Raw genomic sequence first — 25440 nt, 5'->3', positions numbered from 1 at the left:
CCCAAAAGCTCATCTTGTCGTCGCGCGTGCGATGGGCCTAGAACTGGTCTAGTTTCTCGTAGCAAACATCATGGTCGATTTCATCCGCAGCACCGATATGCCCCCGGCGATCGGCACGTTAGAGGCATACGTTGCTCACGGCCTGCTGACGCTCAACAACTTATTTTCAGCCCTTACTTATCAGGAGCTGCCTGGGGCGCTGCTAGAGCGGGTCTGCGACGTCAACGTGGTGACTGCCGCTGATGGCACGATCCGCCTGATCGGTCGGGTCTCACTCATCCTAGACCCTGCCTATGTGACTGGCACGGGCAAGCTGTGGACCTACGTTAAAGAATTCCAAGAAGCTCCCATCCCCGCTGCGTATAAGGTTGACTGATGAGCGTCAGCTCCATGTACAACTGGTTGCAGGCCACAACCGGGATGGGTGTGCCTACGGCTCAAACGCATACGCCTGCCAGTGCAACCCCACAAGCTAGCCCTGTCTACCGAGTTAACACCATCCCAACGGCCAGCCCTCCGATCAATCGTGGCCGCCCGTTACCCACCGGAGGCTATGTCGATCCGGGTACAACGTCTCGTAGCCAAGCTTTAAGCGAAGGAGTTAGGGCCGGGGCTGCGAGTCAGCCTGCGGTCAGGGGATATACCCCGCCAGCGGCTGGCGCAACGGCTCCGGTATCGCTTAGCCAAAGATTGAGCGGAGGATATCGCCCCCCTAGCGCCATTACTGCCAAAAATGCGGCCGCTGCCGCTGGCGGTACCCTCGCCCAGGCCACCGCCGCCGCCCGTGCGGCCACCCCTACCACCGTCGCCCGTGGCGCGTTGCAGGCATCCCCAATGATCGGTGCTGGTTTGAGTGGGGTGTTGGCTGCTGGTGCGACTAGGGCCACAGGTGGCAGCTGGGCGGAGGCGGCGTTTGCCGGAGGTGGAGCCGCAGTCGGTTCTAGTGTGGGCCTGGCGGGTGGCCTGGCCGTGGGTGCTGGCTCTTTAGGTACTGGAAACCCGTTTATTGCCGCCGCTTCTCCTATTGCAGGGCAGTTAGGCGGGGCCGCCATCGGGGCCGAACTGGGCCGTAGAACGCCGAGTGTATTAGGCCGCATCCCCGGTGTCGGCGGCGCTTTAGCAAAAGCAGCCGGAGGGATCATCCCTGGAGCGGGACTGATTGGCGCTGGTGCTGGCCTGCTGCGCGACTTTTTACAACCTGAAGAAGTCGCAGGCGGGGCGATTGCTTCTCCTACTGAGACCACCTATGGAGAACCCCCTTTCACAGGCGGCCAAAGTCCGGGCGTCAACTATCGAATCCGCTACAGCGTGGGAGGAAGTCCACGCGAAGGGGTAATTCCCTCTATGGATGTCTACGGCCCTGTCTCCGGCCTAACACGGCAAGTAACACCCGGCCCTGGACCTTTTGGCGAATCTTATGGCGTTAGCTACCCTGGCACAGTAAGAAATTCTGCTGGAAATTCTGTCCAAGTTTTTTTGAATTTGGGCGGAAGTTCATTCCAATGGATCAACTCTGTCAACGGAGAAAGCGCGTTTTCCGTCACAGGCTTAACCGTCACACCTTGGAATGGTGAACCAGACACCGGAGGCGATCCACTAGGCCCGCCTATTACACAGCCCACAGCGCCTCGTCCCCGCCCGTATAACCCTCTCGACAATATCCCCCCTGCGGCCAGCCCGACGAATACGCCCCCAGCGACGGCCCCGGCCCCCAACAACAACGCTAGCCAAGCTCCGGCCATTCGTCCCAAGGCAGCGCCGACTGCTGCCCCCGCAGCGCCCGCGCCTGGCCCCTCATTACCAGCTGGCGACCCGCTACAGTCACCAGCTCCGCAACAGAACCCCACGGCCAACCCCGACCCCACCGCCGCGCCGACAGCGACTCCTGACAACACCCCAGCGAGCACACCGTCAGCGACTCCCGCCCGCGATCGCCTGACCAAGCTCAAGCCCGGTGAAACTATCAAGCTGCCCAGTGGTACAACCATCACCGGCACGGAGCGGGGCTATGAAATCTCAACGCCGACCGACAACCCTAACACCATCAAGCTGCCAAACGGCGACTATCTGAGGCCGGGTGAAACCTCTACCGTCACCGAAGAAGAAACCGCGTCGTTCCCCTGGTGGGCCGTGCCCTTTCTGGCTGTGCCAGCGGGGCAGCTCATTAAAGACCCCACGAAGCCAGGTGGCTTTATTCAAACGCCACCGGCTGAGCCAACGCCACCAAAACCGCTGCCCCCCGAGACTGGCTGCCGGTGTAACGGCCCCATTTTGGCAGGTCAAGCGGCCCAAACCGCCGAGATTGCCGATCTAACTCAGCGCCTGGTACGCATTGAGGGGAACCAAACCGGCCCCCAAGGGTTTGCAGGTCTCTACGCTTTCCTGGTCGAAATGCGTACCAAGTTAGGGGCGATCGGTGACTTTGCCGAGAAGGCCTGGAAGGCTACACAAATGCAAAAAGTGCTTGATGTGCTGACATTCATCGGTGTTATGCACAACGTTTCAATGTTGTCTCGCGACATTGGAGAAACGTTTTTCTACTTAATAGGTCAGGGCTTAAATATTGTCGGAATTGATGACGAAGAAGGCAACCAATTAGATATAGGTTCAATCGTTGGAACCAGCGTAAACAATTATGTGCGCCGTTTCTTCGGCGATGCCTTTGTCGATGGCGCGATCGACAGCTACCGCAAGGCCAACCGCATTGTGCAAAGCACTTCTATGGTCATCTGGTCGATTCGCAGCATCTCAGATGCTACGCAGGATTTACTTGAATGGGTGGCTGAAAATACCGGAAAAATCGGTAACGCCTTACTCCGTTTCGGTGTAGTTGGAGAACGTGCTTATAAACCAATGAGTGAACGTGCCCAGGCGCAACATCGGATGCGTCGCCGCTTTGACAAACTCACCGGAACGATGGAGAGAGCCGATGATATTGTTAGCTCTGCCACTATGGCCACGTCCAATGTTCTAGAGATTCAGCAGGAAACCGGCGAAGCTTTTGAGAACTTCGGACACCTACGAGAGTCAGTGGTTGACTTTATTCCAGACCCCTGGCTAGCCAATGAACCTGTAGAAACTCAGCTGGCCACCGAAGCCGCCGCCAGTGCTGCGCCCGCCATCACCGCCGCCAATGCAGAGAGGCCAAACTAATGCCACTACCCGCTGACTTCAGTGAACAAGAGCACCTTCAGGGGGTAGTTCGTCGCTGGATGAATCGTGAAATTGTGACGCACTTTAGAGGCGCTGACCAAAGCGATTTAGATGACGATTTGGCCACCTCTGAAAGCCATTTGGCCTGGGCATGTAAACACAAAGACACCGACAGCTTAATCATGACCCAGCTCCGCTGGCTACTGTTTGAGCGCGTGCGACTCCAACGCATCCAAGTTCCTATCACCGGCATTCCCGCAGGCGACGCTGTAGAAAGACGTGAGTACAAGCCTCAAATATTTCTCTACTTTCAAGAAGATTTGGCCGATGTTGAGTCAGGTTATACCCCTGTTTCAGGCGAAATTTCGTTTCGCTTAATGCAATACAACTATGACCAAATCACCCCAGCGATTGCCCAAGCCCTTGCTACTCGAATTAACTCTAATTTCGCTTTAGGCTCTGGTTATATTTGGAGAAAAGGGAAAGTAACCGTAAGCTACACCGACAAGTCAAAAGGGTATCAACTTTGCCTATATTGCCGCACTGAAGCCGAAGGCATTCAGTTAGTGAACCAAGTACTCGATATCAACACCGATGCTTATGACGCTGATAAATGCAACGTGAAGGAGAACAAAGCTCCAGCAGCGGCATTCCCGACTATTCCGCCATTGGACTACATCTACGGTGATTCACGACGACTGCCGCGCAAGCGCCCGATCGCAGACGTGCGGTTTCAATATGCTCTGCTTCATGTGTGGGGTTTGAGGCACCCGATTCCACTGGTAGACCGCACCTCCCTGTGGCCGTCTGCCCTGGTTGCCTAGCGCTTGGCCTGGTTCCTCGGCGCTTGCTTCCTATTGGCTGAAATTTTCTGGAAAGCTGACAGCTATCCACCAAAAAATTATCCGGTTATAGCTGGGTAGCTTTGAATCACCGCAGTTTATGAACCCTAACCATGGCCAATCGCTTTTCCGACATCAAACGGGGCGCACAGCTTCAATCCGCCCTGAACAACTACATCAACTATATCCAGACCAAAGCCACCCGGCCCAGCCGAATTGGTACCCAGGGGCCACGCGACCTGAGTAAAACGGTCTATGTGATGCCCTTCACAGCAGAAGCTGGAGCAACAGGCGTTTGTATGGCTCGTTGCAGCCAGGAGAGCTACAGCACGCTGGCTCAGTACATCAACGCCAGCACCCACGCGAACGTAGCCGAAGCCCTGGGTACAAAAACCCTGATCAACCTGCCCAAGTTCAGCGCCGCCCGGCTGGTCTTTTTCCGCAACGGCACCCGCGTGGTCAACGTTGAAACCAGTGATGTTACCGGCCTGCAATACCTCAAGTACAGCGGCACGCGAACCAGTTGCCCCATGGGGGCCGACGTTGACACCGATGACCAAATGGAAGCCTTTTTGGACATCAAGGCGGCGGTACTGGCCGCGTTTGCAGGCTCCGCCGTCAAGCGCGTCTCCTTGTCTCGTGAAAAAGTGGGCGTAGAGGCGGCATAACCATGGCAAACGGAATTGATGCTCTAGATCCCTTCATGACCTGGTTTCGGGAAGACCCGAACCTAGACCCGGCAGTCGAAGCGGCTATGCTGGCCGAGCGGCAAGACATTTTGCAGCGCACCCTAACGGATGACCTCCCAGGGGAAGCGCTGTTGGAATGCCTGCTAGAGCAGGGCATCAATCCCGACCATTGGTTAGACGTGACGACCGAAAACTTAAACTACGTCATCGACAACGGCATTCCCTTCGCCAGCAACGAAGCCGGGATACTGCTGCCCGTTCATTAACCCCTCAGGAGACACCATGCCCGACGACTTTACCCCTATTCCCGCTGACCAGGTCTACAACACCCCAGAGTGGCGAGAGCTGCGCCAGCGCCTTAGCCCGGTACGCAAGTACATGGGCCACCTCAACCGAGGGCCTAATGCCCCCCAATCTCAACCCGAGGCTCAGCCCGAGCCGAAGCCCGAGGCGAAAACCACCCGCCCAAAGCCCGAGCCAAAGCCCGAGGCATGACCCGCTATTGGGAGTATGACCAGTGGGGCCACCTTACGGGGGTAGTCCTTGAGCTGCCCCCCGAGGTACCACCGCCTTCCAATGCCACCGCAGAGGAGCCGCCCCAGACCGGCAAGAGCAATTTTGTCCCCGTTTGGGGCGGTGAGGGTTGGGACGCTGAAGTTTTGGAATTGGCCCGTATGGCCCGAGAGGATGACCAATGGCCTGGCGTAACCTGGGCACCGTAGCCCCTGACCTGCTGGAGTGGCGAGAGCTACCCCAGCAGGCCCTGGGCAACCTCTTTCGCATTCGCCAGAGCTGGAATGGTGATTGGCCTGGCACCGGGGCCATCAACCTGGCCATCTTCTACGATGGCGGCGGGCGCTATGGCTTTGAGCAGATCTACTCTGACCCAAAGCCGCGTATGGTGATTTTCACCCCGCCCCAGCTGCTAACCGACGCCGGTTTTTTGGTACGGCGCTTTGCCGTCAGGTTTAGCAGCCGCACCCGCGTCTATGCCGTGGCTAACTGGCAAGTCAGCGTCGACGAATGGGTCGATAACACCGAAGATGATGAACCCGCGCAGCTGATTGACGGGGGCACCTATGGCGGACTTTAGGCTAAGGGCCAGACGAACGATCGCCAGCGGCCCACCGCCAAATTTATTGTTTGGCGAGATGGCCTATAGTGATGCCGACCAAAAGTTTTACATTGGTCGCGCCGACACCGAGCAACCCCCGGCAACCTTCGACGGCACCCCCACCGACTACAGCGGTGCGATCGCCGGCCTAGAGCAGGGTTTGATAGAAACGGGGGAATCGCTGTCAGTAGTTCAACTTAATCAGTTATCTCAGGCCGGGGCGATCGCCGCCCTGTCCACCGACCTGGCTACCCTCGTCACCAGCAACGCGACCCAAGACACAGCGATCGCCGCTCTGGGCACTGCCACCGGCAACCAGGCCGCCGCGATCGCCACCCTCGCCACCAGCGACGCGGCCCAGGCCCAGGCGATCGCCGTTCTGAATGCGGCCATCGATCGACCTTGGCATTATGTTGGCTCGACAGAACCCCTTACCCCTCACGCTGGCTTCAAGTGGTGGGAAGTGACATCTTCTGGAGCTTCCGTTGAGCAATGGGAATGGGACGCCGACGTTTTGCGCTGGGTAGGCATAAAGACCAACAGCAGGCCGTTTAGCGTTTCGGGAACTGGCAACCTTTTCACGGCTGTTTCAGTAGCGGCTGACCTACCCGATCCTACCGGGCCTATTTTGATGATGGGATTTCAGGGTGTGGCATGGATCAACACCACGGCCAACGCCAGCAACTACTACATCCTTCGAAACCAACTCAACATCAGAGACCCAGCCTCAGACTCAACCACTAACGGAGCCGCCTTCATTACCCTCTCAGGTCAATCTCAGAACTTAGATCAAGCAGGCACTAATTTAACTGTGGCTAGCTCGGCTAAGTCTTTGCATAACGTGCCAAGCGGAATAATCGGCTTCCGCCTGTGGGTTGCTGCCACGGGCTCACCCGGGGCGGTTCGTATCACAGTATCAGTGCTCTATAAGCGAGTGAGAAAAGTCTGATGGCTCAAATTCTCATCACAATCAACGGCTACGAGCACGTCATTCCACTTACTGAAGACGGCCCAGACGTTAGCGGCTACCCTCCGGCTGGGCAAGCGACGCTACTAGAGGAATACGCTGCGGGACGCTGGGAACCCTACACCCCGCCTGAGCTAGCACCGGAGCCGATTTCAGCAGCGCTCCCCGACTGGCCCGCCTTCCGCCTGGCGCTGCTGAAGTCGGCCACGTTCCGCGCCTGGTCTGAGGCACTGCCCGCGACCTGGCGCGAAGACCTCAAATTGGCAGCGATCGCCGCTAATGAGGAAGCGCTGCAGGGCATCTACAACCTGCTGGTTGAGCAATCCTCCCCCGATGGCACAGCTGCTGCTGAATGGCAGGCGATCGCCGACGCGAACCATATCCCCCTCACCTTTTGAGCCATGCCGCTTGAAGTCGCTATCCCGCTATTTCTATCCCTGCTGACGGCTGCGATCGTGGCAGTGCGGGCTGTTGTAACCAACGGCGCGAAAGCCGTTGTGCTGCTCGCCCAGCTCAAAGAGAAGGTAGAGATATGTTTGGTCGGTATCGAAGCATTGCGCATGGTCGATACTGAGCAAATCAGCCGCGATCGCCAGCTTGAGCAGCGCCTAGACGACATCGAGCGCTACCTGCAGCTGGCCAGCTGCGGCGACTGGCCGCACCCCTTCCAGATGCGGAACGGAACCCGCCCCGGTACAGGTCATGACTAGCAGCAACCCCAACCCCGAACGAGATACCCTCGCCGAGGCCTTCCGCGCCAGGGCCGCCATTGAAGCCGCGATCGCCACCCTCAAGGCCCATCGCACCCGAATGACCGAGGGCCAAATCAACGACCTCAAGCGCATCATTTACGCTTCTCATCCACCGGCTTGAGCCAGGCGGCGGGTAGGTAAACTTCCACGGGTTCATCTGTAAACGGAGGAGGGGCAATCGAGACGCTATAGGCTCTCCCCTGGGCAACCGTTTCGCCGACTAAACCATTTATTACACCCCGCCAACCGCCGTAGATGGGAACCTGCTTTTGAACTTCAATGAGCATATTTTTTACCAGCTCGCCAGCTGTCGATCATCGCCAACACCTCAGCGTGTGATCGCCCTTCGACGTGCACCGCCTGGTGCACCCGGTAGGCCCGGTTAGCCACTACTAACCGAGTGAGCGCACCGCCTGGGATGTGACGCACGCCCTCAATGCGATCGCCCTTGCCCCACCGATAGCGGTAGTAGGTATATCCCTTGCTAGGGTATGGCCCGCACTCCTGCCAAATCTTTCCGACAGTGCGAAATCTCGCACTGTCGGAAACGCTGTCGAAGCTGCTGTCGGAAAATGGCGCGATCGCTCCTTCCTCTATCTCAGAATCGCTGAAACCGCGAGGATTCGCACTGTCGGAAACGCTGTCGAAACTGCTGTCGAAATCGGGCGCGATCGGTGGCCATTGGTAGACCAGCGCCGTGGTGCTCCCCGGCGGCATGAGCCAAATGGAATCATCCGTAGTACCCGAGTGGTACACCGTCATCTTGGCCCCAAGGTAGTCAATTGTGGAACCGGGGAAGGGCTTCGGCGGCGCTGGCCGGGCGTGCTCTTTAAACTTCTCTGCGGTCGTTGATGAATCGGTTCCCTTGTGACAGTTGCCCCCGCAGCTGGCTGCGCAGTACCACCCGGTGGGATGGTCTAAGCTGGGGACGATGTTTGGGCAGTCGGGCGGCATGGACGTAATCGATTGGTTAGAGCGGGTGCTGATTGGCGTCGGCTTAGTGGCAGCTGTGATGTCTGCTGCGTTTTTAGTTTTGGTCTTTGGCGCGGCGGCCTGGGCGGTAGTTTCAGGGGCTCCCATCCCCGAGGGGCGTGGGTGCATCTGCTGGTAAATCATCCTTTAGCACCGCTTCGGTGAGAAGGACTAGAAATAACTCCCGGTAGCGCTGGGGAATGTGCTGCAGCTGCTGTAGGGTGTGCTGCACCATCAGCGCGATCGCCGCGTGGCGCTGCTGCTCATGGCTCATCCCCAGCTCGGTCATTTTGCTAATGATGTCGTCGACCATGCGATCGGCCAGGCCTTCGACGAGTAGGTTGGTCTGGTGGTACTGCTTAGCCATCATCGTTTCCCAGTAGGGGCAGCTGGCCGAAATACTCCCGCTTCCGCTGCCGGTTGCCCGTACGGTGGGGTGTGTCGTGGCGCAGGTGACAGGACGAACAGAGCGCCGCCAGGTTGGCCGGGTCATTGTTCGCCGGGTTTTGGTCAATGTGGGCTGTCGTCAGCACGAAGCGCCCAGGCCGATGCAACTCCAGGCCCCATCCCAGTGCAATCGCCCGCTGCTCCAGCTCCGCCCAGCTCTCTTCAGGCCTGCGGCAGGGGCGATCGCATTGCTGGCAGGTCCACCCGGCCGCATCTTTCAGCACTCTGGCCCGCTGTGGCCAGTCATCGGAGTAGCGTTCTCGAATAATGGGCATTTTGAGACTACCGAGTGCAAGTTGATGAAATGGACTGGAAATTAATAACGATGCAGGCCGTGGTTTACGGCTTCTGCGGTTGGTGGGCATGGCATCGACAGGCCTATTTAGAAGGCCGGGTAAGCAGACCCTTCTTTGGATCGGGCAGTACGCCAAAACCAAAAGCTGCTACAAAATCCACGCCACGTCCCAAGCACGTTAGAACGCCCGTTTTTAGAACAGAGCTGCCCACTGGGGTAACGGTCATCGGCGGCAAGGCTGCTTACCGGAGCGATCGCCCCCCGACGCCTTTGGCCCCCGACGCCGTAAGCTGGAAAACTACACCAAAACCCCCGGCAGAGCCATTGACAACGATAGGGATTGAAGCTTCCCCGTCCACTCCATCTCAGGCAAACCCTAACCAACCGCCGCCGCCGTCGATTATGCCCCTGCCGAAGGCCTCGACCAGGCCCAGGCCGATAGAACCGCCGCGCAGGGCATTGGATGTACCTACGGCCCTGCTACTGAAGCTCGATCGCTACACCTACGACCGGGAAATCTCGAACCGCCTGGTGCTGAAGGTGGCCAACAACAACCCCGGCAAAGATGGTCACTGGTGCGCTGAAAAGGCCCTGTGGGATATTGAGCGCGATCGCTACTGAGCAACCCTGCATACATGCATACAACGAAGCCCCAGAGATGCGATCGCACCCCTGGGGCTTCTTATTGTCTATTCCTCGGGCGGAATTTCTCCTGATAGCTGTTTAGCTAGGTCTTCGAGTTCGTCAAGGCGCTTCTGGGCTTTGGCGACCTCTCGCCTATACCAGGTTACGCATTCCTCCATTTCGCCCAGCCGCTCCCTAGCGTCTTGAATCAGCCGGGCGATGATTCCCCCGACAACTGTTGATTCGAGCGGGCTATCACTTCCAGGTAGTCCGCCACTGATAGTCCCTGTTGGGCCGCGTTCGCCTTCAACTTCTCCAATCCCGTTGGGGTCATGCGTTGTGGAGGTAGGCGATCTGTCTTCATCTCCCCCCACTTGGAGTGCTTGGCTTTGGGCATTGTCGTAGGCCATGACTTAACTAAGCTCCATTGTATAGCCAATAAAAGGCAATCAAGATACTGATTCTCCTCACACATTGACTATACATCTTGATTTATTGGATATACAATAGCCCGTGTGATGCGTCAGCGTCGCCGGAGAACTGCGCCGGGGGTTTACAGCATTACCCCGGTTTCCCTGGTCAGCCGAGCGGGCCGCCGATAGAAGGCGGCGGTAGGTGTAACTCCTGCCCTGGCCACCCCTGTCAGTCAGAGTTTCGCCGCGGGCGATCGCCCTCGCTTCCTCTATGCCGACCCAACAAAAAAGCCCCGCCGTAGCGGAGCCCACGAGAGTGCAAATTGATAGTTCAAAGATACCCAGATTCCCCTACGTGGTGGTCCACCGCAACCCGCGCACCAACCAGCTCACCCCGGTGGCCACCTTCCTGTATAAATCGCACGCCGGCGCGCTCATCCGGCAGCTGCAGGCCACCAACCCCGACGCCCGCGACCAATTTGAAATCAAGGAGATCGCCCACTACTGAATAGACCACCGGCGAGGGCCACGGACCAGGGGCCAGGGCAACACCCCCTCCGCATAGGTAGAAGTCGGATAGCAGCTGCACGGCCCCAGGCCAACCCTCGCGCAGGGAAAACCTCGCCCGCAGCAGACGCACCCGCCTATAGGCCGAGCCAGGGAGCATGAGATTCCAGCCTACAACTCCCCCGCCCTGCCACCAATAGACTCAGCAGCACCAAAGGAACCACCGAACCATGGCCCCCCTCGGGGGGCCACTCCCAACGTAACCCAAAAGGAAACCCTCTATCTATGACCGGACGCCCCTACTCTCTACCGCCCTGGAGCACCGACGCTATCCGCGAGCTGCTCGATACCCTCAACTGCCTCAACAACGGCCTATATGAGAACCCTAAAGACCTGAGTGATTGCCTGCACGCCACTGCTGAGAGCGTGCGCCTGGTGCTCGACCCCGACGAATTTGCCGACAACACGCCCCAGCTGCTCGACGCGATCGCCGTCCTCTATATCGCCCTGCAGCTGGCTGCCAACGAAGCTGCTCTATATCATCCCTACCCACAGGACCACGCCGCCACCTTCGAGCGCTGGACGAAGGCCGCGATAGACACCGTCAGCAGCACCCCCGGCGACCAGCTCCGCGACCTCATCACCGGCACCCTGTCCCGCCTGGCGCAGCTGCGGGCCGAGCAGCATCATTCGGTGCCCCACATTGTCTACTCGCCGGCGGCCGCCGGCGGCACGCCCCCTTTTCCCGCCTGGCTCACTCCCGACGATGGCCGTAGCGTCAGCCCTGAGGTGTGGGAGCTGGGCAAGAGCATGCTGAGGCAGTTTTTTGAAGGCGACCCCGACGACACCCCCACTGCCGGCGACCTCGACCCTCCCGACGACGACGATGTCAGCGACAACTGGACACCCGACGTACTCTAAGCCCCCACCCCCCCAACCCATGACACCTGAAGAAATCATCGATCGAGTAGCTCACTCTCAGGAGCTAATCGAGTTTGCCACCACCCCGGCCCGCGCCTTCATGCTCATCGCCAACCTACAGCTCGCTCTGCGCCACCCCGACAACCATGGCCCCAGCACCGAGTTTGTCAGGGACATGATCGCCAACCTGGCCACGGCGATCGCCACCGTCACCGACACCCTCGAAGTAATCACGCTGGTGGCCCAGGGCTACCACCCCGAGTTTGACCTCACCGACGAGGAAGCCGACGAATACTTTGGGCAACGGCCCAGGCCCGAGCGCTCGCTAAATCTCTCCCTCGACCTGGCCGAGGGTGCAGACCTTGAGGCAATCGGCCAGGCCCTGGCGATGCTCATGCAGCAGACCCCCGACCCACAGGCCACCTTCCAGCAGTGGCAAGACGCCCTAGCCAAGGCCAAAATCGAGCCTATTTTCCCCGCCTGACGAGTCCTGAAGGACGAAACGGCCTGTTGGCCGTCGCGGGGTAACTGCCCGGTGCTGGCTTCCAACCCCAGCACCCTGGTTACTTTCCGTCTCTGGGCCGGAGCTTGTAACCCGTTGCTGTTTTTTCAGCTCTAAGAATGTTGCTACACGGCCCTTAGCCCAACCACAGGTTGATCAACACTCACCAGGCTAAGAATGACGTGCTAGACGCGGCCCATGGCCCGGAGCCTAAACGAACAACGCCACAGGTAGTTTGACCATGCCTAATATTGTTGGAGTCGAGGTTGCTAAGACCTCTATTCTCTGCTGCACTGTTGACAGTTCGCAGCTCCCCAGCGACCTGGCCAAATTTGCCCGGTCCTACACTCCGGTGACTTTGCTCAGCAACATCAGCGGCCTTCAAACGCTGCTAGAGCTTGGCAGTCACTATGTCATTGAGCCTACCGGTGACTACTCCAAAATCTGGATAGACCTCCTGCAGGCCAATGAGAAAACCGTTCTGCGGGTTAACCCCAGGCGTATGGCCGCGCTGAAAATGCTCTCGGGCATCACCAGCAAAACCGACCGCTATGACGGCGCGTTTCTGGCTCTCTACGGAGCCATCAACTACACCAACCCTGAAGCTTTTTTGAGTGAGTACGCCGAAGATCTTAGAGAGGCCGTTCTAGACCATAGTTTCATTTCACGTATGGCGGGCAACCATCAGCGCCGCCTGTGGCAGCTGCTCGCCCGTGAGTGGCCCGAGGCCTGCCGCACGGCCAACGGTACCAAGCCCCAGCAGAACCGCAAGTTTTTAGCGTCACAGCCTACTGGCCTGTGGCGGTTCATCGCCGGAGAGGACATCGCCCCCCGCTTTCAGGCCGAACGCGAAGCGCAGCTGTCGGAATCTATCGGCTGCGGGCTGTCGGAATTGTCGCGTACCCTAGCCGCCCAGGTCTGCGAGATGGAGCGCCGCCAATACCCCATCGAGCAGCGCATTTCCCAGCTGTTGGAGAAACCTGAATTTGAGCCCTATCACAAGGTCTTTGAGCTGTTTGGCTTTGGCGTCATGACTCGCGCCAGCATCCTGGCCCGCGTCTTCCCCTTCCACCAGTTCCTTGACGTCGACGGTAAGCCCATCCGTCTGGTGGTTCCCTCCACCAAGTCAGATCGACGCCACCGGCGAAACAAATCGCTCAATGCCTTCCGCCTGGCCCTGGGCAATGGCACCCGCCTTTACCAGTCTGGCCAGCTCGAAAAACGTAAGCCCGCCGGGCCGTCTCAGCCCAGGTCAGCGTTATTCCTGCACGTCAAGTCTAAAATCGTCATCCCCTCGGGCAAGGGCTTTATCTGCGGCCCTCACTACCTGAAGCAGCACGCCGACTTCTACCACAGCCTACCGACCAAAATGGCTCACAAGCAGAAGGTCATGAAGACAGTGGGCCGGGTCGTCAAAGACCTCTACCGGGCGCTGCTAGCCGGTCTATAGGCCCACTCAATAATGAGAGCACCACACCGCCCCCGGCTACCCGCCGGGGGCATTTTTTTCGCGCGCGGTAACCCATTCCTTCGCTCGTCGGCCCCCCTGCGATCGTCTTGTGGGTGTAGACGATTCACTTAGGGGGCCAACTCACTACAGAACGGGTTACAGTGGCAAAGAAATTGACCGCTCCTGTTTTTATGACCCTAGCCGTGGGCACCGCCCTGCAAAATGGTACCTACGTAATCGACGCGTGGGTAGCTGATGACGCCGTTGGCCCCCTGTACCTGGCTATGGATGTGTCTCGGGGGCAGTGGGTACAGCTGCGCGTGTTGGGCAGCCGCAATCCAGAACGTTTACCCGATACCTCTGAGCGGCAGACCTTCTACCGTTACCTCGATCAGGTGAGTGGGCTTAAACACGCAGCTCTACCGCAGCACCTGAGTGGGTTTGAAGAAGAGGGTGTCTGCTACCAAACCCTGGCCAACCCGGCCGGTGTGCCGCTCGATCGCCTCATCACCGGCCAGGCTCCCCTACCGCCTCGGGCCAGCCTAGCTATCCTGCGTCAGCTCATCGAGGTACTTGAGGCTCTGCGGCCCCTGGGCTGGGCTGGGTTGCGGCTCACCCCCGATCAGGTCTGGTATGTCTTGGAAGCGCAAACCATTACCTTTACAGGGTTTGACCTAGTTCAATCGACCCTGCCTGACGCTAGCTCAGCAGCGAGTCATTCCATCTCTCTCGCAGAATCGGCCCTGGTACGAGGGCTCAGTTACTTGCTGTACTTTTTGCTGACCGGGCAGCGGGCCGAGGTTACCCAGGCTCCTCTCGCTGTAGAGCTGCGCCGCTGTCACCCGGCCTTGCCGACCAGTCTAAATGCAGCCCTAGAGGCCGGTAGCCCCACCGCTCCCCAATTACCCAGCATTTCTCTGACCGACTGGAAGGCGCTGCTGCCCGCCGATGCTCAGCTGCCTGCCGACCCACCGCCCACTGCCCCACTCCCCGCTCTCCCCCAGGAGGTGCCGGCTCCGACCTCAACTGGGCAAGCAACTGTGGTTGTGTCTGGCCACCCAGCTCCCGTTAGCCAGCTAGCGCCGCAGCCTTGGCACGGCGATCGGCCTCCGGCAAGCACCGCTGGCTTCCCCGCCCGGCAGCGATCTGCCACCGCCACCGCCCTGGTCTTAACTGGACTGGTGGCTACCGCCAGCGGCCTTGGTCTCGGTCTCTATGCCCGGCTGCAGCCAGCCAGCTCTGCCAGCCCAGAGCGGCTCAACCCCAATCAGTCTTTTCCACCCCTACCCGATTGGAATAGCGGCGAACTCTGGCAACCCTGGAACGATGCTCCAGCTCTGCGCGATCGCCCCGACTACGGCAATACACCGCCCCCCGGGTCTGAGCCTGCTCCCGACTTTGCCCCCAATCCGCAGGAACCTGCTGCGCCCCCGCCTGCCGTGCCTCAACCTCAGGCCACTCCCGACCCGGTTGCCGAACCCGAAGAATCCTGGGAAGAACCCTGGCAGGCACCGGTCGAGCCCTGGACTCAGCCGGTGCCTGCCCCAGAGCTACCGGCTAGTCCAGCCCCTCTACCCAGTGCCGAACCGGCTCCAGCACCAGCGCCGCTGGCTCCCCCGCCTCSSCTMKAGGSNNCTSCMYNTNGACKGSTCSGNAMGGMSGGNGYGRCMSCGGCKCNNCWCTNCASCGMGMSNANCCTSGGYMACCYNCSGCCCNCWGNCCCGGNNTCNAGCWAARMGWWCRGNNNGTMASKSAGCCAGAATTTACATGGATATCTGCCCGATGTTAGATGAATAAGAACGTTATAATTCTCTACAGTTAATATTTCCGTTACATGACCCGTTTCCCTGAGGTTTACCATGAGTAGCCCTGTGCTGCACGCGTTTTACGTCGGTCGCGCTCTGGCCGATGCCATCAATGAGCGAGCCGAGCGGTTATTGACCGATGGCCTCAGCCTGGTAGGCAAGTTTGACGCCGAGCAGCGGGAATACTTTCGGCAGTTCACCGAAGATGTGATGGTTCGAGCCCAGCAGGCTGAGGCCGAAGCCGGAGTCACCTACTCCAGCGCTGCTCCGGGTGCTGCGGCGACCGATTTGCAGGCCACCATCGATACATTACGGGCCGAAATTGCTCAGGTACGGGTCGCCCTGCAGCAGTATCGAACTACCCAGGTTTAGAACTACCCCAAGCCCCGTCGGGGATTCAATCGCCCCGAGCCGCTGCCCTGTGCCGAGATAGAGATTTGAGGCCGCTGCTGTCGCCCCGTTTTCCTTGCCTAGGAGCCTGAGTGTCTGCTGTTTCCGATTCGTCTGCGTCGCCCAAGCTACCTTCCCCCCAAGTTGGTGGGGAGGGCAGTTTGGGGCATGGTTTGGAGGTCAATGGTGAGGCTCTAAACCCGCTGCCTCCCGAGCCTGTGGTTGGGGGTGCAGCAGCATCGCCGCTGCCCCTAGCTAGTGCAATTGGCATTGAGTCGTCTCTCGACGAGAAGGGTTTGCCCTTTAGTCAGAAGGCTTACCGCTGGAACCAGGGTCGCTACTCGCGTCAGCGCCGCTTTGTCGATATCTGGGGCTTTGTGCTGCGGCTGCTGTGGGCCCGCTGGCTCTACGGCAAAGCCTGGAGCTATGGCGGCGCTATGACCCCCGATGCTCAGGCGGCCCGGCGACATCAGCTCGCCGTGTGGATTCGCGAAACGCTGCTTGATTTAGGACCGACGTTCATCAAGGTGGGTCAGCTCTTCTCAACCCGTGCCGATATTTTTCCGATCGAGTTTGTAGAGGAGCTGTCTAAGCTACAGGACCGGGTGCCCGCCTTTAGCTATGAGCAGGCCCGCGACATTATTGAGGCTGACCTGGGTAAGCCCATCCACACTCTCTATCGCACCTTCGACCCCATTCCCCTTGCTGCCGCCAGCTTAGGTCAGGTGCACCGCGCCCAGCTGCACACCGGTGAAGAGGTGGTCGTAAAAGTGCAGCGACCGGGGCTGCGATCGCTCTTCACCATCGACCTCTCGATTCTTAAAGGCATTGCCCACTATTTTCAAAACCACCCCAGCTGGGGAAAAGGCCGCGACTGGCTTGGTATTTACGAAGAGTGCTGCCGCATTCTGTGGGAAGAAATTGACTACCTCAACGAAGGGCGCAATGCCGACACGTTTCGCCGCAACTTTCGAGGCGAAGACTGGGTCAACGTGCCCCGGGTCTTTTGGCGACTGACCTCCTCGCGGGTGGTCACACTGGAGTACATGCCGGGCATTAAAATCAGCCACTACGATGCCCTAGAAGCGGCCGGACTCGATCGCAGCCGCCTGGCCCGCCTAGGGGCTCAGGCCTACCTACACCAGCTGCTAAACAACGGCTTTTTCCATGCCGACCCCCACCCCGGCAACATTGCCGTCAGCCTCGACGGGTCGCTCATTTTCTATGACTTTGGCATGATGGGTCAGGTGCAGCCCCTGACCCGCCAGCGGTTGATGAATACATTTATGGGCATAGCCCAGCGTAACGCTGAGCAGGTGATGAATTCGCTGGTGGAGCTGGGAGCGCTGGCTGAGATCGAGGATATGAGCCCGGTGCGCCGCTCTATCCAGTATATTTTGGATAACTTCATGGACAAGCCCTTTGAGGAGCAGTCCATCAATGCCATCAGTGACGACCTGTATGCGGTCGCTTACGATCAGCCCTTTCGCTTTCCGGCCACCTTTACCTTTGTGATGCGGGCTTTTTCTACCCTGGAAGGGGTAGGCAAAGGGCTCGACCCCGAGTTCAACTTTATGGAAGCGGCTAAGCCGTTTGCTGCACAGCTTATGTCTAATGGCAATTCGACCGATGGTGCTAACAGTCTGCTGGGTGAGCTGAGCCGCCAGGCCGCCCAGGTAAGCACCTCTGCCCTGGGCCTCCCCCGGCGTATTGAAGACACCCTTGACAAGCTAGAGCGCGGTGATATTCGTGTGCGGGTGCGCTCCATTGAGACCGATCGCGCTCTGCGTCGAATCAGCGGCGTATCGATGGCCAACAACTACGCCATTTTGCTGGGCGCATTTACCCTCTCGGCTACGGGCCTGCTGCTGTCAGAGTTTATCTGGCTAGCGGTAATACCCGGGGTGCTGGCGGTGGGCACCGGTATTGCGTTTCTGCGATCGGTGTTCAAGATTAACCGGGCCGATCGCCTGCCCTAATGGTTTAGTCCGAGATTGCCATGGTGGACTGCATTTTTTCAGGACTATCCGACCCAGGGCTGCTGCGCACCAGCAACCAGGACGATTACTATATTGACCCCAAGGGGCGTTTTTTTATCGTCGCTGATGGCATGGGGGGCCACGCCGGTGGCCAGGAGGCCAGCCGCCTGGCCACCGCCGCCATCAAGACATTTTTAGACCAACACTGGCATATCGAAACTGCCACAGCTCTGCTGCTGGAGCAGGCCCTAAAGCAGGCCAACAACGCTATTCTTGACGATCAGCGGCGACACCCAGAGCGGGCCGACATGGGCACCACGGTGGTGCTGGTTACCTTTCGCGACAGTGATCCCCAGCCCTGGTGTGCCCACGTGGGCGATTCCCGCCTCTATCGCCTGCGAGGCCATCACCTAGAGCAGCTGACCGAAGACCACACCTGGATTGCTAAGGCCATTCGGGCCGGCGAGGTAACCCCGGCCCAGTCGCGCAGTCATCCCTGGCGGCACGTGCTCTCTCAATGCCTGGGGCGCGATGACCTGAGTGAAATTGATATTCAGCCCATTGAGGTGCAGGGGGGCGATCGCCTGCTGCTGTGCAGCGATGGGCTAACCGAAGAACTGTCGGACCACCTGATTGCCTCACACCTGAAGTCTATTCGCGCCTGCGAGGCAGCGGCCACAGCACTTGTCAACTCCGCCAAGCAGCGGGGGGGGCGCGACAACATTACGGTGGTGGTGGTAAATGTAACGCCATCGTTAAGCAGCGTCGAGGCCAAGGCCAATCTCAGTACCGAAATTTAGGGCGATCGCTCGGTTGTGCCCCTTAATATCCCTCTTTCTAGGGGTAAATCTTTTGAGGTTGACAGATCTGCCCTCAGGCTCAGGCTGCTGCACTTGAAATGGTGCAGGCGGCTAGCGCTGCTGGCCGCCCAAACCGTTGATTTTGCGTAGATGTGTCGATAGGTTAACCCCAGGCCTAGGCAATATCTGCTCAAACGAAGAATATATTAAGAAGTTTGCCCTGAGCATTTTTACTCAGCCTTCATTGCTACAAGTTATAAATTCTCTGCCGGTAGATGACGGTACGGGGATGAATTGTTATATTCGCTCATAACGCCAACAACTGGATCTTTGTCAAATGATCGTTATAATTTGTAAACCATCGCGCATTGATCGCGGTTGGCGTTGTGGTTAAACCCATTCCAGTCAAGAATCCTCATTCATTCAGCTTGGTTTCCCAGCGTGGAAGGCTGGCTGAAGGCTTGGGGTGAAGTGACTCAGGCGCTGAGTCTGGGCTACCGATTTCAACTGGGGTGTTGTTCTCTCTCTCTGGAGTAAATCCATGAACGAACCGATGCAACTCTCTTTGGAGCAACAGTTTAGTCTGCGATCGTTCGAGACTCAGGTTGACAAAATGAGTCGTGAGCAAGCTCAGCAGTTTCTAGTCAAGCTGTACGAGCAGATGATGATGCGAGAAAGTATGTATAAACACTTTCTCAAGCATGAATGGGGCATTGGGCCAAATCCTCAAATTTAGTCTCTAAACCTGTTCACAGTCTCATGAAACAGCATGAAGACGACGACCTCCCTCTCTCGCAGGGTTACCTTAAATCAGGCCGGGGATGTCGGGGCGTCAGCTTCAATGCTCTCAACCAGCGGCTCAGGCATTGAGCCTGGCAACAGCTAAAGCGATACAACTTTAGGCACCTTCTCAGATAGCCCTCACAGCTTAGATAGTCTGTCGAGTCATACTCCAGACAATGCTGGCCAGTATTTGAAAAACTCAGCCCTTTAGGGCACCAGGGCTAAGTGGCCCTGCCCCTCAACTTGACGCCAGACTGTAGGCAAACTCACCTGTGGTCAAGGTTGGTCAGCGCCTTCTCCACAGCAGTGGCCTTTGACCAACGGCACCCAGTCCAAGCTAAACCTCAGCGTTCTTTGCCCCAGTCTGCTGCTGGCTATGGATGAGGAGACTGGTGCGCTTTGGTAGCAGCGTTTCAGGTTGCTCAGCGGGGTTAAAACGCTTCGGTCAAACGCTATGGTTAAGAGGGAGGGACTGCCTCACCGCTAGTGATGGGCTGGGAAGCGACACCCCCTCTCAATCGTCGAGCTCAAGGGTTGAGCTAGGTGGTGGCCTTAAGGAGACCAGCTGTTGACTATTGCAGACTTGACCAGTTTTGTTGCACCTGAACGGGGGAACTATGTTTCAGCGCGCGCTCATCTGTACCGACTTTACCGATGGCATGTACCGGCTGGCGCAGTTTGTGCCGAGTTTGGCCGCTGGAGGGTTTAAGTCGCTGGTGTTTGTACACTGCGTGTCGGTGGAGAGCGGGCCAGGAATTCCGCGGCAGGACTCGGCAAAGCTGGAGCCGGTTCGGCAGCGCCTGCAGGAACTGCTGCGGGAGGCTCCTGTCGGCATTGAGGTCACCGTCGAGGTGCAGCTAGGCCGTGCCAGCGACTGTATTCTGCGTTTAGCCAAGCAGCACCGGGCTGATGTGATCTTTTTGGGTTCCCCAACCCGCACGCTGCTGGAGGAGAAGCTGTTTGGCAGCACCACCGCTGCCTTGGCCGAAAAAACGAGCGTGCCAATGATCATTTTGCGGCCCCAGCTGGTGTCTACCTACACGACGGCTGAGCTAGAGCTGCGCTGTGCCCACCTGTTTCGCTACCTGCTGATACCCTACAACGGTACCGAGGGGGGGAAAAAGATAATTCAGAAAATTCACCATCAGGTCAAGAACAATCCTGAGTCGGTGCTGGAGCGGGTGCGGCTGCTGTGGGTAATTGACGACCACATGCGCCGTGAGCTGAGGGGCGATCGCCCCGTTGAGCAAGCCCAGCAGGAGCTTGACCAGCTGCAGGCGAAGCTGGCGGAGCTCAATCTGGTGGTCAACACCACAGTCGTGGAGGGCAGCCCCTTAGAAGAAATCATGAAAGCCGCCGAAACCCACGACATTAGCGCGATCGCCACCTGCTCTCGCAACATTGACGGTATTCTCCGGTGGTCGTCTCCCAGTCTCACTCGCGAGATTCTGCGGTGCAGCTGGCATCCGGTGTTGTTTTTTCCCAATTAGGAGGGCTTAAAAGTCCGTGGGGCCAGTCAATCGGAGAGACTGGAGCCGGTATCGACATAGATAGACTCTAGCTTTTGCAGCACCTTGGCTTTGAGCTTGGTTTGCAGCTCGTTGCGCAACAGGTCACGGCTGGTAGTAATGGCCCCGGTAGAAGGCCGACTGCGCGCGGTTAACGCCCACTCCTGTAGCAAGCTGCGCTGGGGCTCAGAGACGTTACAGCTCAACACGTGGGCGCAGCGGCGCGGATTTTCGAGGGCAAACAGCAGCAGCTTGTAGGCCCCGGTTTGACCCAGCAAACCGGTTATATCTTGTCCCAGGGAGGTTTTGAGGTCGAGATAGCAGGGCAGCCAGCGGGCTCCATGGGCACTGCTGTAGAGAACGGTGAGCCACAGAATCATGGGGTGGGGGGCCATGGTGCAGATAAACGTGTTGTAGCGAGTGCTCACCAACCGCCGATTGATCTCGGCGTCGGGCATCATGGCCCAAAGGGTTGCTAAAGCGCCATTGCTGGTGGGCAGCGGGTGGGGAAAGACAATTTCAGCAATGGGCTTAGCGGCAGGCCATACGGTCAGCTTGCACACTTGGTCCTCTTTAACCACCTCAGCGGGGGCAGGCTGACGGGTAACGGGAACCCGATTGAGGGTCGTACCAATCCGCTGACTAATGCGAAAACCGTTGACGTAGCGTGACTGGAGCGGCTCCAGGGACTGCAAAAGGTCTTGGGTATTCTGGGGGCGGTCCTCCGGTGGCTTAGCCATGCAGCTCATGACTAGGTCTTCGAGCAGCTTAGGAATTTTTATGTTGCTGGCCACCTCGACCATGCGCTTTGGCGACTGGGTTTGGTGTACCTTATACCAGCCGCCAAAGGTGTGGCTGCTGGCCCGCAGGGGCAGATGGCCGGTGAGCATCTGAAACATCATCACTCCGAGGCTGTAGATGTCAGATCGGCTGTCTAGGTCGCGACCTTCCATTTGCTCGGGGGAGGCGTAGGCCAGAGTACCCATAAAGCAGTTGGTTTGGTCGCTGTCGATCTGCATGAGCTTGGCGATGCCGAAGTCTAAAATCTTGGCCAGCTCCCCCAGGGTGGGGTCCTGCACAATCATGATATTGCTGGGCTTGATATCGCGGTGGATGATGGGCACCGGATCGGGCTGGGTTTTTAGAATAATGCCGTCGTGAGCAGCCTGAAGACCCAGGCAAATTTGCCGAATTAAGCCCAAAAATCGAGGCACGGGCAGGGGCTGAAGGTTGATTAGCTGGCTCAGGCTTTGCCCTTGCAGGTACTCCATAACATAGAAGGGCACCCCTTCGTCGCTAACGCCGTAGTCGGTAACGCGCACCACGTGAATGCTCTTTTGGCCCAGCTGAGCGCAGGTCATCGCCTCCTGCATGAAGCGATCGCGCATTTTTTCGCCGGGCATGGTTTGGGACAGCAGCTTTACAGCTACCTTAACGCTGCCCAACAGCAAATCTTCGGCCAAATACACGCGACCCATCGACCCCTGACCAATGGGTTCTAGCAGTTCGTAGCGGTTTGCTAATTTACAGCCCAGATTTGAGTCAGCCATAAAACGGTACTAGCCAATAGTCGCGGGCGGGTCAGTGGGCGAAACAATATTGATAGACAACTAACGGGCAGAACAGAGTTCGCTCTTGGGATGGACTGGTTAAAGGCTGACGCAGCCAAGTTACCCAACCGCAGCGACGAGCCTCCGCTGACGGTAGGACAAGATCCCTCGCCTCCCCTAAACTCGACCTGTAAGCCAATGGCGACCCATCTACCAACGCTCTGTACACCCCGATCTCTTTCCAGGGTTAGGTTAACTTCTCAGCCCTGGGATAGAGTTAATATGCCCAGCTACAGCCAAAAGACATTGTTTCCAATGTAGTACATTCTATTGCGGGTATTAACCCAGGCGACGATAGTGGCAATCTGGGCTAGAGCCCCAGGGGAGGCGTGCTTTGCAGGTGTAGAGTTGCTTCCATGGCGCTGGTCAGGTAGTGCCCGGTCATAATGCCGCTGGAGAGGTGGTAGCGATCGCTATCGAGGCGGTAGAGGGTCTCAAACCCAGTGCGGCGCTGGCGATCGCCCAGCGCCCAGTACCGCTGAATAATAGAGTCGGGGGCGACCCAGCCCTCCCCCTCGACCCGGCCCAGCAGGCTGTGCTGCAGCACGAAGGTATATTGGCAGTCGCCACTGGTCAGTCGGCCCCGGTACTGAAGCGCCATTTCGTCGGGCTGGGCATCGGGTATGGCCAGCTTCATAATCATGGTGAACCAGTCGTCGCGACTCCAGGCGATCAAGATCTTGCCCTTGACTGGGGTAGGCAGCCGATCGCGCTCCATCCAGCTGCCTTGCAGGGTCCACCGGCCAGGCTCAATTAAAAAGCTATGCACCACACACCGCTCCCCCAGCCATTAACGTCCCCCTGATACTGTTTGGCAGCCTGGCCCACTGTTCATTGGTTCTGTGCTTCTCAAGCATACGCCCTATTGTTCAGACTGAGGCACGGAGCCTGGATAACCCCAGGGCTTAAGGATTCTGCAGGGGATCGCTAAGGCGTCCAAGGACTCTGGGACCACTGGCTCCGGTAACGGTGGGCAGGTTACCAGGGAAGCCCTGGCGCTGCCAGTAGCCCAGCACGGCAAAGGCGATCGCCTCTTTGTAGCTGGCCGACAGCCCCACCTCGTCAGTGGTTTGCACAGGGCACTCCGGCAGCCGGGCCTGGAGACGAGCCATCAACACCGGGTTGTGGCTGCCGCCGCCGCCCACCAGCACGCGATCGGGCAGAGCCGGCAAAAAGGCGCGATATTCACGGGCTACCGAAGCGGCGGTAAACTCCGTTAGCGTCGCTATGATGTCTACGGCACTCAGGCCCTGCCGCTGAGCTGCCTGGTGACACCGCTGAAAAAACTCCCAGCCGAATAGCTCGCGCCCGGTAGATTTTGGCGGTGGCTGCAGGAAGTAGGGGTGCTCAAGCCAGTCGTCGACTAGCGCCAGACAAGGTGTCCCCTGAGCGGCCCAGGCTCCGTCAGCATCGTAGGTGAGCGTGCCTTCAGATAAGGTGTGCATGGCAATGTCGATGAGAGAATTGGCCGGCCCAGTATCCCAGCCCAGCACCTTGGGCGGCTTGCCCTGGCGATCCCATGGGGGCAGGTAGGCGACATTGCCAATACCGCCCAAGTTTTGCACGCAGCGCCGCTCGGTAGGGTGGCTAAGCAGACAGAGGTCTAACACCGGAGCTAGGGGGGCTCCTTCGCCACCGGCCTCAATGTCGGCCTGGCGAAAGTCGCTGACTGTCGGTAGGCCTAGGGTTTGAGCAAGCACAGCACCACGCCCCAGCTGCAGCGTATAACCTAGCTGAATTGGCCCCTGGTGCATCAGGGCCGGACGACCCACTGGGCGGTGAAATACCGTTTGCCCGTGGGAGGCCACCAGTTCAGCGGGGCCAGCCTGGGCCATTAGCGCCTGAGCCGCATCGGCAAAACTGTGGGCCACGGCATCATCTAAACGAGCTAGGTTCTCTAGGCTGACGGCTTCCCCAGAGCAGAGGGCTAAAATCTGCTGCTGCAGCTCGGCGGGGTAAGGCCAGGTCAGCCCGTCGATTAAGGTAAGGGTAAGTTCGTATCCCTCCCCACTCACGTCTACCAAAGCAGCGTCGATGCCGTCGACGGAGGTACCGCTAATTAAACCAATTACTCGCATGGGCTATACCGGTAGACGTTCTAAACCTTTGTTGCTGCCGATCACCACCATGAGCCCGCCCGCCTTCAGCCGGGTAACCGGGCTGGGGTTGATCTCAAACTGGTCGGGGTCATTGTCCTGGCTGATGGCCAGCAGGGTGAGCTCAAAGCGGTTGCGCAGGTCGAGGTCAACAATAGTCTTTTGGTCGAAAGCCTTGGGCACAATCACTTCGGCAATGCAGTGGTTGGGGTCGATTTCAAAGCGATCGAGAATGCCGGGAGTGGTGAGCGATCGCGCCAGTTCGCAACCCATTTCGTGCTCAGGAAAGACTACATGGTCGGCCCCAACGCGATCGAGCAGCTTGCCGTGGATCTCTGACGATGCCTTGGCGACGACATTCTTAACCCCGGCCTCCTTGAGGTTGAGGGTGGTGATAATGCTTTCTTCAACATAGTTACCGATCGCCACAATCACGGTGTCGAAGTCGGTGATGCCCGCCTCGCGCAGAGCCGAGGGCTGGGTGGTGTCGAGCTGCAGGGCGTGGGCGGCAATCTGGTCAGTAAGGGCTTGGCTGACCCGGCGTTCGTCGGTATCGGCGGCCAGCACCTCGTAGCCCAGGTTGTTGAGGGTGCCGCACACCGCCCGCCCAAAGCGGCCCAGGCCAATGACGGCAAACTGGCGATTGGGCGATCGCATCTTGCGCAAAAACGTCAGCGACGACAGATTCACAACCCTTTTTCCCCGCTAAAAATAGTGCTCTCAGTAGTGCTCTGGCCCGAGTCTGAACAATCTTATCACCCGTCGCTGTATCCCCACTGCTAGCTGGGTTCTAGCCCAATCACTATACGGCGAGAAATCTT

31 protein-coding genes are annotated in these 25440 nt (G+C 58.5%); 22 read left to right on the top strand and 9 right to left on the bottom strand.

Annotation, left to right across the window (positions count from 1 at the left end; all coding sequences use genetic code 11):
• Positions 1-70 precede the first annotated feature (70 nt).
• The 12 genes from IQ265_RS12810 to IQ265_RS12755 all read left to right on the top strand — a co-directional run bounded on the left by IQ265_RS12810 (position 71) and on the right by IQ265_RS12755 (position 7638).
• Complete coding sequence (locus tag IQ265_RS12810) at positions 71-376, top strand: hypothetical protein (protein WP_194054136.1); 306 nt, start codon at positions 71-73, stop codon at positions 374-376.
• The gene (locus IQ265_RS12805) at positions 376-3153 is read left to right on the top strand and encodes a hypothetical protein (RefSeq protein ID WP_194054134.1); all 2778 of its coding nucleotides are present in this window, start codon (positions 376-378) and stop codon (positions 3151-3153) included. Before IQ265_RS12810 ends, IQ265_RS12805 begins: the two co-directional genes overlap by 1 nt.
• A complete protein-coding gene (locus IQ265_RS12800; protein WP_194054132.1) occupies positions 3153-3977 on the top strand; it encodes a hypothetical protein in 825 nt (274 codons plus the stop codon). The genes IQ265_RS12805 and IQ265_RS12800 overlap by 1 nt, the downstream gene beginning before the upstream one ends.
• 131 nt (positions 3978-4108) lie before the next feature.
• Positions 4109-4663: a hypothetical protein gene (locus IQ265_RS12795; RefSeq protein ID WP_194054131.1), complete on the top strand. Its 555-nt coding sequence runs from the start codon at positions 4109-4111 to the stop codon at positions 4661-4663.
• Positions 4664-4665: 2 nt separating this feature from the next.
• A complete protein-coding gene (locus IQ265_RS12790) occupies positions 4666-4950 on the top strand; it encodes a hypothetical protein (protein ID WP_194054129.1) in 285 nt (94 codons plus the stop codon).
• Positions 4951-4966: 16 nt separating this feature from the next.
• Positions 4967-5179 carry a hypothetical protein gene (locus IQ265_RS12785; RefSeq protein ID WP_194054127.1) on the top strand — a complete coding sequence of 71 codons (213 nt, stop codon included), beginning with the start codon at positions 4967-4969 and terminating at the stop codon, positions 5177-5179.
• On the top strand, positions 5176-5406 hold the full coding sequence (locus tag IQ265_RS12780) for a hypothetical protein (RefSeq protein ID WP_194054125.1): 231 nt from the start codon (positions 5176-5178) through the stop codon (positions 5404-5406). Before IQ265_RS12785 ends, IQ265_RS12780 begins: the two co-directional genes overlap by 4 nt.
• Positions 5379-5777 carry a hypothetical protein gene (locus IQ265_RS12775; RefSeq protein WP_194054123.1) on the top strand — a complete coding sequence of 133 codons (399 nt, stop codon included), beginning with the start codon at positions 5379-5381 and terminating at the stop codon, positions 5775-5777. Before IQ265_RS12780 ends, IQ265_RS12775 begins: the two co-directional genes overlap by 28 nt.
• Entirely contained in the window at positions 5764-6747 is a 984-nt protein-coding gene (locus IQ265_RS12770) for a hypothetical protein (RefSeq protein ID WP_194054121.1), read from the top strand. Before IQ265_RS12775 ends, IQ265_RS12770 begins: the two co-directional genes overlap by 14 nt.
• Entirely contained in the window at positions 6747-7163 is a 417-nt protein-coding gene (locus IQ265_RS12765) for a hypothetical protein (protein WP_194054119.1), read from the top strand. Before IQ265_RS12770 ends, IQ265_RS12765 begins: the two co-directional genes overlap by 1 nt.
• 3 nt (positions 7164-7166) lie before the next feature.
• Positions 7167-7475: a hypothetical protein gene (locus IQ265_RS12760; protein WP_194054117.1), complete on the top strand. Its 309-nt coding sequence runs from the start codon at positions 7167-7169 to the stop codon at positions 7473-7475.
• Positions 7468-7638 (top strand): hypothetical protein, encoded by a 171-nt coding sequence (locus tag IQ265_RS12755; RefSeq protein ID WP_194054115.1) that lies wholly within the window; start codon positions 7468-7470, stop codon positions 7636-7638. The genes IQ265_RS12760 and IQ265_RS12755 overlap by 8 nt, the downstream gene beginning before the upstream one ends.
• Here IQ265_RS12755 and IQ265_RS12750 read toward each other — a convergent pair.
• Genes IQ265_RS12750 through IQ265_RS12735 form a run of 4 tightly spaced genes read right to left on the bottom strand, consistent with a single transcriptional unit; the run spans position 7610 to position 9211 of the window.
• The gene (locus IQ265_RS12750; RefSeq protein ID WP_194054113.1) at positions 7610-7804 is read right to left on the bottom strand and encodes a hypothetical protein; all 195 of its coding nucleotides are present in this window, start codon (positions 7802-7804) and stop codon (positions 7610-7612) included. The two genes, IQ265_RS12755 and IQ265_RS12750, sit on opposite strands and share 29 nt — an antisense overlap.
• Entirely contained in the window at positions 7794-8597 is an 804-nt protein-coding gene (locus tag IQ265_RS12745; protein WP_194054111.1) for a hypothetical protein, read from the bottom strand. Before IQ265_RS12745 ends, IQ265_RS12750 begins: the two co-directional genes overlap by 11 nt.
• Positions 8584-8856: a hypothetical protein gene (locus IQ265_RS12740; RefSeq protein ID WP_194054109.1), complete on the bottom strand. Its 273-nt coding sequence runs from the start codon at positions 8854-8856 to the stop codon at positions 8584-8586. The genes IQ265_RS12745 and IQ265_RS12740 overlap by 14 nt, the downstream gene beginning before the upstream one ends.
• A complete protein-coding gene (locus IQ265_RS12735) occupies positions 8849-9211 on the bottom strand; it encodes a hypothetical protein (protein ID WP_194054107.1) in 363 nt (120 codons plus the stop codon). The genes IQ265_RS12740 and IQ265_RS12735 overlap by 8 nt, the downstream gene beginning before the upstream one ends.
• 479 nt (positions 9212-9690) lie before the next feature.
• Between IQ265_RS12735 and IQ265_RS12730 the strand changes: the two genes are divergently transcribed.
• A complete protein-coding gene (locus tag IQ265_RS12730; RefSeq protein WP_194054105.1) occupies positions 9691-9852 on the top strand; it encodes a hypothetical protein in 162 nt (53 codons plus the stop codon).
• 68 nt (positions 9853-9920) lie between these two features.
• Here the strand turns inward: IQ265_RS12730 and IQ265_RS12725 are convergent, their stop codons facing one another.
• Positions 9921-10265, bottom strand: a complete 345-nt coding sequence (locus IQ265_RS12725; RefSeq protein ID WP_194054103.1) for a hypothetical protein — start codon at positions 10263-10265, stop codon at positions 9921-9923.
• Positions 10266-10539: 274 nt separating this feature from the next.
• Between IQ265_RS12725 and IQ265_RS12720 the strand changes: the two genes are divergently transcribed.
• From IQ265_RS12720 to IQ265_RS12675, 9 genes are all read left to right on the top strand, one after another.
• Entirely contained in the window at positions 10540-10776 is a 237-nt protein-coding gene (locus tag IQ265_RS12720) for a hypothetical protein (RefSeq protein WP_194054101.1), read from the top strand.
• A gap of 284 nt (positions 10777-11060) precedes the next feature.
• On the top strand, positions 11061-11696 hold the full coding sequence (locus tag IQ265_RS12715; RefSeq protein ID WP_194054099.1) for a hypothetical protein: 636 nt from the start codon (positions 11061-11063) through the stop codon (positions 11694-11696).
• 19 nt (positions 11697-11715) lie between these two features.
• A complete protein-coding gene (locus IQ265_RS12710) occupies positions 11716-12180 on the top strand; it encodes a hypothetical protein (RefSeq protein WP_194054097.1) in 465 nt (154 codons plus the stop codon).
• A 259-nt stretch (positions 12181-12439) separates the two neighbouring features.
• Positions 12440-13648 carry a transposase gene (locus IQ265_RS12705; protein ID WP_194054095.1) on the top strand — a complete coding sequence of 403 codons (1209 nt, stop codon included), beginning with the start codon at positions 12440-12442 and terminating at the stop codon, positions 13646-13648.
• A 1859-nt stretch (positions 13649-15507) separates the two neighbouring features.
• Positions 15508-15825, top strand: a complete 318-nt coding sequence (locus tag IQ265_RS12695; RefSeq protein ID WP_194054086.1) for a DUF6825 family protein — start codon at positions 15508-15510, stop codon at positions 15823-15825.
• 281 nt (positions 15826-16106) lie between these two features.
• On the top strand, positions 16107-17822 hold the full coding sequence (locus IQ265_RS12690) for an AarF/ABC1/UbiB kinase family protein (protein ID WP_347404961.1): 1716 nt from the start codon (positions 16107-16109) through the stop codon (positions 17820-17822).
• A 20-nt stretch (positions 17823-17842) separates the two neighbouring features.
• Complete coding sequence (locus IQ265_RS12685) at positions 17843-18622, top strand: PP2C family serine/threonine-protein phosphatase (protein WP_194054084.1); 780 nt, start codon at positions 17843-17845, stop codon at positions 18620-18622.
• 541 nt (positions 18623-19163) lie between these two features.
• Entirely contained in the window at positions 19164-19358 is a 195-nt protein-coding gene (locus IQ265_RS12680; protein WP_106867012.1) for an NblA/ycf18 family protein, read from the top strand.
• Positions 19359-20022: 664 nt separating this feature from the next.
• Entirely contained in the window at positions 20023-20895 is an 873-nt protein-coding gene (locus IQ265_RS12675; protein ID WP_194054082.1) for a universal stress protein, read from the top strand.
• A 26-nt stretch (positions 20896-20921) separates the two neighbouring features.
• Here the strand turns inward: IQ265_RS12675 and IQ265_RS12670 are convergent, their stop codons facing one another.
• From IQ265_RS12670 to IQ265_RS12655, 4 genes are all read right to left on the bottom strand, one after another.
• A complete protein-coding gene (locus IQ265_RS12670; RefSeq protein ID WP_194054080.1) occupies positions 20922-22463 on the bottom strand; it encodes a serine/threonine-protein kinase in 1542 nt (513 codons plus the stop codon).
• A gap of 370 nt (positions 22464-22833) precedes the next feature.
• Complete coding sequence (locus IQ265_RS12665) at positions 22834-23295, bottom strand: hypothetical protein (protein ID WP_194054078.1); 462 nt, start codon at positions 23293-23295, stop codon at positions 22834-22836.
• Positions 23296-23428: 133 nt separating this feature from the next.
• A complete protein-coding gene (locus IQ265_RS12660) occupies positions 23429-24601 on the bottom strand; it encodes an anhydro-N-acetylmuramic acid kinase (RefSeq protein ID WP_194054076.1) in 1173 nt (390 codons plus the stop codon).
• 3 nt (positions 24602-24604) lie between these two features.
• A complete protein-coding gene (locus tag IQ265_RS12655) occupies positions 24605-25309 on the bottom strand; it encodes a TrkA family potassium uptake protein (RefSeq protein ID WP_194054074.1) in 705 nt (234 codons plus the stop codon).
• Between the last annotated feature and the right edge of the window lie 131 nt (positions 25310-25440).

This window comes from Nodosilinea sp. LEGE 06152, from assembly GCF_015207525.1.
GTDB lineage: Bacteria > Cyanobacteriota > Cyanobacteriia > Phormidesmidales > Phormidesmidaceae > Nodosilinea.
Note: the sequence above shows the minus strand (reverse complement) of the source record. Positions and strands in the feature narration are given on the sequence as shown.